Source organism: Gracilimonas sp. (assembly GCF_031581265.1).
Lineage (GTDB): Bacteria > Bacteroidota > Rhodothermia > Balneolales > Balneolaceae > Gracilimonas.
This window is the reverse complement of the sequence record NZ_JAVLBQ010000001.1, coordinates 164,973-178,075: the sequence shown is the minus strand read 5'-3', so window position 1 is coordinate 178,075 and position 13,103 is coordinate 164,973. Positions and strand designations below refer to the sequence as shown.

The 13,103-nt window shown below is 38.9% G+C and carries 13 protein-coding genes; 7 read left to right on the top strand and 6 right to left on the bottom strand.

Going from position 1 to position 13,103, the window contains the following annotated elements; translation table 11 throughout:
• The first annotated feature begins 14 nt into the window (after window positions 1-14).
• The 4 genes from RI561_RS00720 (at window position 15) to RI561_RS00705 (ending at window position 3,446) form a co-directional block, all read left to right on the top strand.
• The gene (locus tag RI561_RS00720) at window positions 15-368 is read left to right on the top strand and encodes a helix-turn-helix domain-containing protein (RefSeq protein ID WP_395078290.1); all 354 of its coding nucleotides are present in this window, start codon (window positions 15-17) and stop codon (window positions 366-368) included.
• Window positions 368-1,675, top strand: a complete 1,308-nt coding sequence (locus RI561_RS00715) for a type II toxin-antitoxin system HipA family toxin (RefSeq protein WP_395078289.1) — start codon at window positions 368-370, stop codon at window positions 1,673-1,675. Before RI561_RS00720 ends, RI561_RS00715 begins: the two co-directional genes overlap by 1 nt.
• A gap of 440 nt (window positions 1,676-2,115) precedes the next feature.
• The gene (locus tag RI561_RS00710; RefSeq protein ID WP_395078288.1) at window positions 2,116-2,385 is read left to right on the top strand and encodes a hypothetical protein; all 270 of its coding nucleotides are present in this window, start codon (window positions 2,116-2,118) and stop codon (window positions 2,383-2,385) included.
• A complete protein-coding gene (locus RI561_RS00705) occupies window positions 2,385-3,446 on the top strand; it encodes a hypothetical protein (protein ID WP_395078287.1) in 1,062 nt (353 codons plus the stop codon). The genes RI561_RS00710 and RI561_RS00705 overlap by 1 nt, the downstream gene beginning before the upstream one ends.
• Window positions 3,447-3,761: 315 nt before the next feature.
• Here the strand turns inward: RI561_RS00705 and RI561_RS00700 are convergent, their stop codons facing one another.
• Genes RI561_RS00700 through RI561_RS00690 form a run of 3 tightly spaced genes read right to left on the bottom strand, consistent with a single transcriptional unit; the run spans window position 3,762 to window position 7,227 of the window.
• Window positions 3,762-5,267, bottom strand: a complete 1,506-nt coding sequence (locus RI561_RS00700; RefSeq protein ID WP_395078286.1) for a class I adenylate-forming enzyme family protein — start codon at window positions 5,265-5,267, stop codon at window positions 3,762-3,764.
• A 2-nt stretch (window positions 5,268-5,269) separates the two neighbouring features.
• On the bottom strand, window positions 5,270-6,340 hold the full coding sequence (menC, locus tag RI561_RS00695; protein ID WP_395078285.1) for an o-succinylbenzoate synthase: 1,071 nt from the start codon (window positions 6,338-6,340) through the stop codon (window positions 5,270-5,272).
• Window positions 6,340-7,227 carry a 1,4-dihydroxy-2-naphthoate polyprenyltransferase gene (locus tag RI561_RS00690; protein WP_395078284.1) on the bottom strand — a complete coding sequence of 296 codons (888 nt, stop codon included), beginning with the start codon at window positions 7,225-7,227 and terminating at the stop codon, window positions 6,340-6,342. Before RI561_RS00690 ends, menC begins: the two co-directional genes overlap by 1 nt.
• A gap of 280 nt (window positions 7,228-7,507) precedes the next feature.
• Between RI561_RS00690 and RI561_RS00685 the strand changes: the two genes are divergently transcribed.
• From RI561_RS00685 to RI561_RS00675, 3 genes are all read left to right on the top strand, one after another.
• A complete protein-coding gene (locus RI561_RS00685; protein WP_395078283.1) occupies window positions 7,508-9,682 on the top strand; it encodes a glutamine synthetase III in 2,175 nt (724 codons plus the stop codon).
• Between the two features lie 70 nt (window positions 9,683-9,752).
• The gene (locus RI561_RS00680) at window positions 9,753-10,091 is read left to right on the top strand and encodes a tRNA-binding protein (RefSeq protein ID WP_395078282.1); all 339 of its coding nucleotides are present in this window, start codon (window positions 9,753-9,755) and stop codon (window positions 10,089-10,091) included.
• Window positions 10,092-10,154: 63 nt separating this feature from the next.
• Window positions 10,155-10,607 carry a DUF2141 domain-containing protein gene (locus RI561_RS00675; RefSeq protein ID WP_395078281.1) on the top strand — a complete coding sequence of 151 codons (453 nt, stop codon included), beginning with the start codon at window positions 10,155-10,157 and terminating at the stop codon, window positions 10,605-10,607.
• Here the strand turns inward: RI561_RS00675 and RI561_RS00670 are convergent.
• Genes RI561_RS00670 through RI561_RS00660 form a run of 3 tightly spaced genes read right to left on the bottom strand, consistent with a single transcriptional unit; the run spans window position 10,600 to window position 12,988 of the window.
• A complete protein-coding gene (locus RI561_RS00670) occupies window positions 10,600-11,976 on the bottom strand; it encodes a DUF4097 family beta strand repeat-containing protein (protein ID WP_395078280.1) in 1,377 nt (458 codons plus the stop codon). The two genes, RI561_RS00675 and RI561_RS00670, sit on opposite strands and share 8 nt — an antisense overlap.
• Entirely contained in the window at window positions 11,973-12,467 is a 495-nt protein-coding gene (locus tag RI561_RS00665; protein ID WP_395078279.1) for a hypothetical protein, read from the bottom strand. Before RI561_RS00665 ends, RI561_RS00670 begins: the two co-directional genes overlap by 4 nt.
• Window positions 12,464-12,988: an RNA polymerase sigma factor gene (locus RI561_RS00660; RefSeq protein WP_395078278.1), complete on the bottom strand. Its 525-nt coding sequence runs from the start codon at window positions 12,986-12,988 to the stop codon at window positions 12,464-12,466. Before RI561_RS00660 ends, RI561_RS00665 begins: the two co-directional genes overlap by 4 nt.
• Between the last annotated feature and the right edge of the window lie 115 nt (window positions 12,989-13,103).

Sequence of the window (13,103 nt, the reverse complement as noted above, 5' to 3'; positions counted from 1 at the left end):
TAAAAGAGGTTCTTATGAGTGATAGTTCATACACCGATTGGTACTCCATGAGTGATCAGGCTGTGATCAAACAGTTGGGAGAGTTTGTAAAACATCATCGGCTGGAGCAGAATAAAACCCAGCAAGAGTTAGCCAAAGAAGCTGGTATAAGTCGTTCTACTCTGAGCTTGTTGGAGCGGGGTGAGACGGTAACTTTAAGTACTTTTATTCAGGTTTTGAGAGTGTTGGGGCAATTAGAATATCTAAACGCTTTCAAGGTAGAGGAAGTAATTAGTCCCATTGAGTTGGCAAAAAAGGAACAACAAAAACGAAAAAGGGCGTCCGGTTCAAAGAGTAAGACACTGGATAGTCGGGAGAGCGACTGGTAATGATCACAACAGCTTTTGTAAAAGTATGGGGCAAAACCGTGGGTGCGGTGGCCTGGGATCAGAATCGGGGATTGGCCTCGTTTGAGTATGACCAATCGTTCAAAAACACTGGGATAGATTTGGCACCACTCACCATGCCAATTCATGCCGGAAGGAATATCTTTACTTTTCCCAATCTTAGAAAAAAAGAGAATTCTAATCTGGATGCATTTAGAGGGCTTCCGGGGTTACTGGCCGACTCACTACCGGATAACTATGGGAATCAGCTGATCAATGTATGGTTGGCACAACAAGGGCGACCACAGGACAGTATGAATCCGGTTGAGAAACTATGTTTCATTGGAAAACGGGGAATGGGTGCGCTGGAGTTTGAACCGGCTCAAATGGAAGGAAATAAGCAAACGTTCAGTATTGAGGTGAAAAGCCTGGTTAAGTTGGCGAGTGAAATGTTATCAAAGAAGGAGAATTTTTCTACTCAATTGGATAAGGATGAAGAGCAGGGAATTCGCCAGATATTGAGGATAGGTACTTCAGCCGGTGGGGCACGTCCTAAAGCAGTAATTGCCTACAATGAAAAAACAGGAGAGGTGCGATCGGGGCAAACCAAAGCCCCAAAAGGATTTGAACACTGGCTTATAAAGCTGGATGGAGTCAGCGACGTACAATTGGGCAAAACGCAGGGATATGGGCGCGTTGAAATGGCTTACTATCATATGGCAAAAGACTGTGGGATCGAGATGATGCCTTCCAGGATGTTAGAGGAAAATGGGAGAGCTCATTTCATGACTAAAAGATTTGACAGAGAGGGAATGAAAAAAAAGCACCATATTCAGACTTTATGTGCCATTAAGCATTTTGATTTCAATGATGTGCTTAGCTACAGCTATGAACAACTTTTCCAGACCATGCGAGAGTTACGTTTGACTTATCCTGAAGCAGAGCAAATGTTTCGCCGAATGGTATTTAATGTAGTCTCCCGTAATTGCGACGATCATACCAAAAATTTCTCTTTTAGGTTAAAAGAAGGAGGGAAATGGGAGCTCGCTCCGGCCTATGACCTTTGCCATGCTTACCGGCCGGGAAGTGAGTGGGTCAGTCAGCATTCGCTTAGTATAAATGGGAAGCGGAAAGAGATTACAAGAGAAGATTTGCTAACGGTAGCAAAGTCGATGAATATCAAGAAAGCGAAGTCTATTATTGATCAAGTAAATGAAATAGTTAATGATTGGGATGAATATGCAAAAGAGGTGGGGGTGGAGTCGAGATTGAGAGAGGCGATCGGAGAAACTTTAATTAGAATGGAATAGCCAATTATTGATTCTAATTACCTGACTGTTACTTTGAATTTGTGGCCGATAAAAAATCAGAGGAATCTCAAAATCCTAATAATCATGGTTCTAAAGTAAAGCTATATGACAGTAAAACCCCCACCAGACAAATACCAAACTCCCACAGGGATACATATCAGCCGAATCACTTCCAGGGCGGTAAGCCACTTGTCATCTGATTCAAACATTAGCCCGAACATGACACTGGAAAAGATGATCCATCCCGCAGCAACGAGAAACTATCATAGTTGAATAGGAAGTAAGCGACTACCAGCATGGTGATTGCAAATTGAAACAAGATGTACACTTTGGTCCAAATGAGACTACCACTTGGGAAAATTAGATAATAAATATAATTGATTGTTTTTTTTTTTTTTTTCATACAATAAATCATTGTTTCTAATAAAAATTATATACCCATGAAAAAAATAGTCGCTTTAATAACAATTTTAATTTTAATAACCTTGCCATTTGATAAAGTTGGTAATGCTCAAGATCCTGGTTGGTTTGGAGACACGTATTTATGTGCAACTGATTATTGCGATGTACGTTTATATCAAAATAAGGTGTTTTTTGTATTTCATGAGCTAAAGGTTTCATGTTTTATTAATGGAAAATGGGAACATGAAACATACTATGGAAAAGGGGTATACTCTGGTTCATTATGTAATGGTGATATAGCATTATAATGGATCATAAAACGTTTAACAGTTCAATTAATATTGGCATATCCCTGTTGTATACAGTGCTATTCTTGACAGGGTGTGCCAATTCAAATAATGATCATGAATTATTCGAAATAAAATTATCAGAAAGTAAAGTTGATAAGGTAGTTGTAAGTAGTATGAATATGAATGAACCTTATCAGTTATCCTTTTTTTCATTGATACAAGCAAATAATTCAGGTTTAGTAGTTACTCATACCCAAAGCAATTCAGACGTAGTTTTGTCTTATATTGATCAACAGAATTACAGTCCTTGTTGTGTCGAATTTACTCCCTTAGTTGAAAAAGGAAGAGGTCCGGGAGAGGTTACAGATATTGCCGCTAGTAGTAAATCATTCAATTCAGATACGTTAATATTTTATTCACTGGCAGAGGCAAAATTTATTCTATTTGACAGGGAGCTGAAATTAATAAATGAGTTAAATTTTTTCCCTGGTGATGTTTCTGTTCGTCACAATTTTACTTTAGGAAATGGGAAATTGATTATTTCTTATAACCCACAAGTAAATGAAAATAATAAATTATTAAAAATATTTGATTTAGAATCAAATAGTGGAGTTGATGTTATCGAACCGAGGGTGCCTGTTGGATATGAACCAGTGATAAGAAATATTGCAGGTGCTATAGGATCTACTCCAAATAACATTTTAGTTGCGTTGATAGGTGATCGTGAAATTAGAATCCTAGACTATGATGGTAGTCAAGTTGGAACAATTAAACTAGGAGTAAATGATCCAATAGGTGAACCTTTTAAAATAAACAGCCAAAAAAAATCTACAAGAGCAACAGCCTATATATCTAAGATTGAACATTATAAAGACCATATTTTTGTTCTTTATCAGACTGAATTATTAATATTTGATAGGATCAATTTCTTACTTAAGAAAAGAATAAAGTTCTATTCTGATATAGAAGATAGTTCTTTGAGCGTATCAGATTTTTCGGTCGGACGAGATGTATTATATATTAGAGAAGGTAGAAATAATTTGTACGAAACAGTAATCAACCCAAATTGGGTTCAATAGTAAATTCATTATTAGTATGATAGTATTTGGTATACCGGAAATAATAGCTATAATAATTATTGCAATTATTTTAAGTCTCGTAGTTTATTTTATTAAATCTCGCTCTGAATAAATAGTATTCTATAAAAAATTTAGAATAATATATTCCCATTCTACTAGTATGATTTAACTTCTGTTTGAAGTATAGGAAAGAAACTCAGAATGGGATTCATGGTTATAACCACCAACGATCCCACATTTCACTCAGAGATATTACCCCAAATAAGTACCTTGGATATAGTAATTTTTAATTTAAAGTCTTTTATTTGTAATCATTTACTTTGATTTTAAATATTTGTGTAGCATTTTGATCAACTCATCCCGTTTAACTTTACCGATATTAGTTTTGGGAATTTTATCGACAACTTTTAAATCCTTTGGTAGCTTAAAGTCGGATAGATAATTTTTGAGTTCTGCCCGAACTTCCTTTAGCTCAGGAACTTTCCCATTTTCAACAGTGACCACTGCTGCTACTTTTTGCCCCCATTCCTCATCCGGCACCCCAATTACAACAGCTTCTTTAATGGATAAGATTTTTTGAAGAGCTTCTTCAACTTCTTTTGGGTTTACATTTTCACCACCAGTTATGATGAGATCGGTTCTGCGTGATTCGATAAACAAATGACCAAATCCATTAACATGACCATAGTCTCCGGTGTTGAACCATCCATCTTCATCAAACTTGCCTTCGTTATGCTTAGCATGGTAATAGCCATCAAAAACCTGGGGACCTTTAAGCCATAATTGTCCCGACTGATTTTTTCCAAGTACTTTCCCATTCTCATCCCTTATTTGCATTTCATTAGGCGGGAGAGGCTTGCCTACGCTGTTTAACGGAGTGTACATTCCTGAGGGTGCCAAGAGTGGATTTGCAATTACCTGAGCACACGTTTCCGTCATACCATAGCTGGAAACAATAGGGATACCTCGTTCCCGGGATTTTTTTAATAACCCTTTATTAACCGGTCCGCCACCCAGTAAAATAGCTTTGAATTCATGATGTGTCTTAAATAACGGATCATCAAGCAATCTTTTGAGCATAGTAGGAACCAGGGAAGCCACCTGGAATCGGCTATTTTCTCCAAGAAACTCCTTAATCATATCTCCATGAAATTCACTCAGCCTGTAAATGGAAGAACCATATAATATGGATCGCAAAATGATTGAAATTCCCCCTACATGATTTAAAGGAAGACAAAGCATCCAGAAATGATTTTTATCCGGTTTGAAATTAGCAGCGGAAGCTTCGGCAGCTGAAATTATTTGGCGTCTTTTCAGCGGCACAATTTTGGGCCGCCCGGTGGTTCCTGAGGTAAAGAAATACCCGAAAACAGAAGATTGATCAAAAGCATCAGGATCGGGGAGTTCCATATTTCGTATATCGTGGGTGAAGGAATTCAGGAAAAAATTCTCATCCATCTTTATGACATTATCACCCTCAATACGGCTTCTGTTTGCATTGTCACAGAAAATAAGCCCCGGCTTTAGAGCATTAAGATATTCTTTGAGCTCATTATCGGTAGAATTTGTGTTTATTGGAATAAATGGAATTCCGAGCCTCCAGCATGCAGCAATACTAAAGACCAGAGGATCACTCGAACTGGAAATAAAAGCTACAGGCTGTTCTAAGTAACCCGTCTTTTCTTTTACTAAATCTTTTATAAAAGCCGTAAACCGATTTAAATCACTGTAGGTGTACAATCCATCCTGAGAGGATAAAAAGACCTGTTGAGGCTTTTTATTCTTTTTGAATTCAAATCTATGTAGTCGTGATTTTAGCATGGTCAAACTTCAGTAAGCTTTTGTAGGTCCGGAACAACGCCAATGCCCGGTTGATTGGGAAAGTTTATTATAGCATGATCCAACCAATCCTCTTTCACAATATCGTTTTTTAATAATGAACCGGTTGCAAGTCCTTGAGCATATTTTGGACTTCCAAGTCCGGCAGCCAATGCTGCAATAGCCGCTCTGCCAATAGCCGTTTCCAAGGATGTAGTAAACACCGTATCAATTAAATGAGTATCTACGATTTCCTTTGTTACAAAAAAATCATCGAAAGCCCCGTATAACATAGGTTTTATAATAAAGATGTCTGCTGATTCAGCCTCTGATAGTTCCTTAGCATCCTGAATGTTCCGAATTGATTCATCAGCTGCGACAGGAATGTTTGTACTATCAGAAACCCTTTTTAAGGATTCAGGATTTCCTGCAGGAATCGGTTGTTCACAATACTCTATACTTAGATTTTCCAGTTCTTTCAGGTTACGGATTGCTTCTGTTTCATCCCAGGACTGATTGGCATCCACTCTAATCTTAATATTTGGATACCCCTTTCTTATGGCCTTGAGGTGATCGATTTCCTCTTCAATATTTTGGCCAATTTTTATTTTTATGGTTTCAAAGCCATTATTTGAGAGGTGTTCAACATCAGCCAGAGTTCCAGATTTTGACTTAAGCCCAACGACTCCATTTGCTTTCAATGTGCCATCCCAATCAGGGAATAGGTATTTCAAAAGAGATGTATTTTCTCGTTTTGCTTCAAGATCATAAATCAAAGTACCCAGGCCAAAACTGAGTGAAGGGAACCGGTGGATTTGATGAAGCAGCTTCAAAGTTTCTTTGGCATTACCACTTTTTATGCTTTCTTCAAGATGCTCTTTGTTTACAGACAACACTTGTTCAACTTCATTCAGAGACTCCGTGGAAAACCCGGGAAGAGGGGCCACTTCTCCATAAGCTTCAATCCCTTGTTCATCGGTATAACAAACGATGATTCCTTCCCGATGCGTAAATTGATTGCCTGCAGAACTGAAAGTCCGCTTAAAAGGTATGCGATATTTAAAATATCTTAGCATCAGTTGAAGATAATTCCAACGGAAAAAAGAAAACCGAAGATGACCATAAATTGTGCCGTTTTTTCCAACATAGGATTTAGCTGGGTTTTATCTGTTTCCGTCCAAATTCGATATACATAATAAGCAGCAAGTGGTAGTGAGATCATAGGAATAAGAATCCAAATAGAATAATTAAGCTGCACATAGAAATGAGGAGGAATGGCGAAAGCCAAAAGCACCATTATAAGATATTCGATTTTTAGTGCAGTCTCTCCAAATAGCACGCCCAAGGTTTTCTTACCTGATTTTTTATCCTGTTCAACATCTCTCAAATTATTTACTACAAGAATATTTACGCACAATGCCCCAACAGCAAGAGAAGCCCAAAATGAGGCTTCAGACCACTCAAGGGTATTTATGTAATAGGTGGTCATAACAGCGACTATTCCAAAAAAAAGGAACACAAAAATATCACCAAGACCATTATAGCCAAGAGGGAAAGGCCCACCGGTATATAAAATTCCGAAAACAAGTGATAGTATTCCGATCCATAGTACAACCAGTCCGGCTGACCATACCAAATACAATCCCAAGAAAAAAGCCATTGCCATTGTAATGATGGTAGCATTTAACATGGTTTTTGGAGAAATGAGCCCCGCTGCAGTAGCCCGCCTGAAACCAATTCGCTCCTCTGTATCAGAGCCTTTTACGAAATCAAAATAGTCGTTGGCAAAATTGGTACCTATTTGAATTAAAAATGCACAGATTAGAGCAACTGTGGTATTAACTAAGATTAAGGCATCTGCCTGGTAGGCGAGTGATGCCCCAACCAAAACAGGTACAAGAGCTGCAGCGAGAGTTTGAGGGCGTGCTGCCTCGATCCATAATCTCAATTTGGAAGATTTCAAAAGCAAAAAAATTGGGTTAAAACTGTGGATAACATCGGCGACCAAGATACTACTTTTGGAAGCGGCTTAAAAAATGAAGTAAATATTCAGAATGAGAAAAATTTTTAGGAAAATTCGATAATGGAACCTTTTTCATGAAAATAATTAAGATGAAGATTTATTTATCCTTTTTAACTTAATTGTTAAAAAGTTTTTGATTAAAAAAGTTGAGTAAAATTGAAATATAGCTTTATATTTGGACGTCATTTTTAATTAAGAACAAAACTTATTTAACAATACTATGGCCAAAGCTATTCAACGATACGATAATTTAGCAGCTGCCCGGAATTATAAGCCCGGCAAGACGAATAACTCATCTATGGAAATTTCCGAAATTTTCGGAAAGAATACGCTTACACTCGATAAGCTGGAAGAACGGTTGCCCAAAGCAGCCTGGAAAGACCTTCAAAAAACTATTGACGAAGGTGAAACACTAAATAACGACGTAGCAGATGCAGTCGCTCTGGCGATGAAAGATTGGGCTACCGAAAAAGGAGCCACACATTTTACGCACTGGTTTCAGCCACTCACCGGCTCAACAGCGGAAAAGCACGATAGCTTTATTACACCAAATCAAGGGGGTGGGGCAATGGCCGTGTTTTCCGGAAAAGATCTTATTCAGGGTGAACCGGACGCCTCCAGTTTCCCAAGCGGTGGCCTACGACCCACCTTTGAAGCTCGCGGATATACAGCCTGGGATCCAACATCTCCGGCTTTTTTAATTGAAAATGAAAACGGGACGTATCTTTGTATCCCAACGGCTTTTGCATCCTGGAAAGGGGAGGCTTTGGATCATAAAACACCATTGCTTCGATCTAATGATGCTCTTGACAAAGCAGCCAAGGTAGCTTTGGAATTATTTGGCGTAGAAACAAAACGAGCCGTATCAACGGTGGGGTGTGAACAGGAGTACTTTCTGATTGATCAAGAGTTTGTGTACCGACGCCCTGATATTTTGACTTCCGGAAGAACTTTGGTGGGAGCAAAACCTCCCCGTGGACAAGAATTGGATGACCATTATTTCGGTTCCATTCCAGAGCGAGTGTTGTCCTTTATGCTGGAGGCAGAAAGGGAATTATATAAGCTGGGTATTCCGGTTAAAACCCGCCATAACGAAGTAGCTCCGAGCCAATATGAATTGGCTCCAATATTTGAAATGGCCAACGTTGCTGCAGATCATCAGCAATTGACGATGATGGTGCTTAAAAAAACGGCTAAAAAATATGGCCTTGAATGCCTCATCCATGAAAAACCCTTTGATGGGCTTAATGGAAGTGGTAAACACTTGAACTGGTCGTTATCAACAATTGAAGGAAATAATTTGTTGGAACCGGGTGAAAGTCCCCACGAGAATATGAAGTTTTTGTTTTTCTTCACAGCAGTGTTGCTTGGGGTATATCGCCATCAGGATTTAATGCGAATTGCTGTAGCCCATGCCGGTAACGATCATCGTTTGGGGGCTAATGAGGCACCACCGGCAATAATCTCCTCCTTTATTGGAGATCAGCTGCATGATATCGTTGAGCAGTTGGTGAATGGAGGTGCAAAAAGCTCAAAACAGGGCGGACTTCTTGGTTTAGGAACTCCGGTACTGCCACATCTTCCCAAGCATGCGGGAGATCGAAACCGAACGTCTCCATTTGCTTTTACCGGCAATAAATTTGAATTCAGAGCTTTAGGTTCCAGTCAGTCGCCTTCATTCCCAATTGTGGTACTAAATACGGTAGTTGCTGAGGCCATCGAGGACATGACAAATGATCTCAAGAAAGCCAAGAAAGGGGAGTCCATTGAGAAAGCTCTCGGTAAAGTGTTGAGAGATCGACTTAAAGAATGTCGCAATGTGATATTCAATGGTGACGGATATTCTGATGAATGGCAACAGGAGGCAGAAAAGCGTGGTTTGCTTAATTTGAAGACTACCCCGGATGCCATTCCATATTTAGCTAAAAAAGAAAACATTGAGTTTTTTGAACATTTCAAAGTACTGAATGAGCGGGAAGTTCTTTCTCGCAAAGAGATTTGGACAGAACAATATATCACAACACGAACCATTGAGGTAGATACGATAGAATCAATTGCGAAGACGATGATCTATCCTGCCACGGTTAGATATATAAGTGAATTAAGCAAGGCAGCTAAACAAGCTGAAAAAATGGGATTAGAGAATTCCGGCTCCAAAAACATGCTCGAAAAAGTAAACAACGGACTCAATAAATTGGGTGACGCTTTAGATAAACTGGCTGATGTTCAGTCAAAACTTGAATACAGTGATTCGTCTGAACATGCCTCGAAAGTGGAATCAGAAGTACTGCCGGTGATGACGGAAATCCGGGATGCCATCGACTTCCTGGAGCGATACGTGGCCGATGACTACTGGCCTCTTCCGGTATATAGAGAAATGTTGTTTATTAAATAACATTATACATTTCATTACAAACCCTGTTTTCGAAAGGAGGCAGGGTTTTTTAATTTCAAGCCAAAAATGAATGAAAGAAATAAGTTGGACTGAATTTGAAGAAGTAGAGCTGCGGACAGGAACCATTATAGAGGTTCATGATTTCCCTGAAGCGCATAAACCGGCCTATAAATTGACCATAGATTTTGGGGACGAGATTGGGATCAAAAAATCATCTGCACAAATAACAGATTTATATTCCAAAGAAGATTTGAAAGAAAAACAGGTGGTAGCCGTTGTAAATTTTCCACCGAAACAAATAGGCCCTTTTATGTCGGAATGTTTGGTAACCGGTTTCCCGGATGCCGACGGAAATGTGGTTTTAGCGATACCCGATCGAAAAGTGGAAAACGGTAAGAAACTTTTTTGAGTTTATTTAACTTTCAATCACAACTAACAGCCATTGAATATCATCCATTTTGGTCACTCGTTCATGAAAATATTTTTTGTTTCCCTAATAATTTCCCTCATCAGTATTAGTGCATTTGCACAAGAGATAGCCTATCCGGAAAAAGAAAATCTGCGCTCAGAGTTTGAACTTAAAATCAATAATATTCCTAAAGTTGAGGGAGAAGTACGTGTGGCAGTTTTTGATAGTAAAGAGAATTATGACTCAAAAGAAAATCCACTGCACGCTTTTGTTTTAACAGTTGAGGGAGATTCCCTGACCTGGAAACATGATGAACTGCCTTATGGTGAATATGCCATTGCCGTTTATCACGATGAAAATGAAAACGGGGAACTGGATACCAATCTGCTGGGAATACCTAAAGAGGCCTATGGCTTTTCGAATAATGCACGTGGGCGGTTTGGCCCGGCTTCTTGGAAAGATGCAGTTTTTGAAATTTCAGAAAGCCGGACTACTCACCAAATTACCATTAATTAGCCTGTACGGTTATATCTCCATTCCTGACTTCCAGGAAAATTCCATGAGAAGAGTTTTTTCCTGAATCGCCTACAATACCGGATATTCTTCGTGAATTATTATCACTAGTCAATTGCTTATTGCTTAAGGTAAGGTTGTGATTGATTGTACCGTAAGTGGCCGTTGCTTCAAAACTGCCATTAAACGCATTCGGTATCTTCAGTTCTATATTTCCATATTCAGTGCCGATGTCAGCATTTAAATTATTTGAAAGTGCATCAACGGATACACTCCCTGATTTTGACCTGATCTGAAGCTCATTTCCTTGAAATTTAGTGAGTTCCAAATCCGTGTATTCACCGTTAAAATCAAACCGTTCAGAAATATTAGCAGCTTCAACGGTTCCTGACCGATTCATTATGGAAAGTCTGCGGCTGATGTTTGAGGCTTTCACGTTCATGTATTCTCCGGTGATGGAAGTATTGGCTTCGATATTAGAAACTGTGATATCGGCGGAACGTCCATTTATCATGACCATAGCAGCATTCCTGACGTTATTAACCCTCACATCGGTATAGTCTCCGGCGAAGTTAAATCCACGGACAGCCTCCACATATACATTTCCACTTTGAGAACGGAGGTCAACTGCACCCTCTATATTTGTGATTTCAAACTCAGAGTAATCAGCTTCTGCCTGTAACTTTCCTCGAATCTCAAAGGCGTTTATGGCACCACTCTTGTTTTGTATTTCTACATCGCCATCAATATTAGAGATATTCAGTTTTGAATAACTGCTTCTTACAGAAACCATGCCGGTTATGTTAGCAACATCAATAGTAGAAGAACGGCCGTTTATGTTTGTTCTGCCACGTACGTTTCTTACGCTGATGTCACCATATTCATTGGTGACTTCTACAGACTGCCCAACATCTTCTACAGTAACAGAGCCGCTGCGATTGTAAACCGAAACATCTCTTCCAATATTTTGAATGCCGATGGTGGCATATTCTGTTGTTAGGTGAAGCCTGACTTGCTCAGGAATTTGCAGTGTCAGGAGATTTTTTTCTATTTCATAGGAAACATTATTATTCTTTTCTTCGGGATATTCAATTTCCAATTCAGCTCTCCCGGCTCGTTTATTGAAGCGAGGGTTAAATTCCTCAAAGTATTTTTGATAGGCTTCATCGTTTCCTTCAAATGAGTAGGTGTACGAGATCTGATTTGTTGCAGTTCCTTCAATTTCGATATCTATTCCAGAATTAACTTTGATGAAAAATTCATCCAGGCCAGCTGCATCGAAGGTTCCATCTTTTGTCCCGCTTTGGGAGAAAGCTAATGTAGTTGAAAGGACTACTATAATAATTGGTAAAAAGTATCTTAGATATTTCATGACTGTTCACGGTTTATGAGTAAAAGTTCTTTGTAGAAATCGAGTTTGGTTGCATAAAGCCGGTTCAGGCTTTTCTTTTTTGAAGGGGTGATTCCATTGACGAGTATTTCATTTTTAATTTCTGCTATCAATCGGTCAATTTCTCTAATGGCAGAAAGAGTTGATTCCATGGAAGGACGTGAGCGACTACCGGCTTGCTTTATCAAGGAAGGAGCCACTTCATCCAGCTGTTGGGTAGCTGCATTTAAGCCCCGGTAAACCTGATCTTGATCTGAGGGAGTAGGTGTTAGTAGGCCCATTCCGGTTTGATACATACCGATGGAAGCAAAAATCAGTAAAATGGCTGCGGCATTTCCAATCCAAAAACTCTTCCAGTGAAATTGCATATTTGCCTTTGAGGTGTTCGGCAATGAGTGGTTTATATTTTTCCACAGTTCATTTTTTTCTGCAGAAGTAGGAAAATCGTTTGGTTTATAAAAAGGATTATTCATGATAAGAGTACTTGTTGTAATTCTTTTTTGGCACGGTGAAGGATTACTCTTGAATGGCCTTCCGGGATATTCAGAATACTTCCTATCTCTTTATGAGTGTATTCTTCAGCTATGCTGAGCAAAAAGACAATTCGTTTATCCGGCTCAAGTTGCTTGATGGCATGTTTGGCCTTAAGCCACTTCTCCGGTTTCTCGGTTTCAGGTTCGGTGATTAATTCAGAGTCTGCATCATCGAGCTGCTGGAAATGAAATTCACTTCTTTTATCCATCCGCATTTCATTCAATGCAATAGAAAAAAGCCAGGTTTTGAATCGCGAGTCCTTATTGAAAGAATGAAGATTCTGAAAAGCTTTCATAAAAGCTCGTTGTGTCCAGTCTTTCACTTGCCCTCTTTCATCAGAAAACTGATGCAGGAAAGCAAACAAAGCATCAATATGTTCATCATATAATACTTTAAAAGAACTCTGATCTCCTTGAATAGCTCTTGTAATAATGTTGTTTTCTTCGCCTTTTGAAAGCAAATTGAATCTATGTTTTATGGGTTAGATGCAAGAAATAGGGTAAACGTTACAAGAAAAATAAAAAAAGTGTTTAAATGCTATTCATAAGATGATATAGGCCTTTTTTATGAAAATG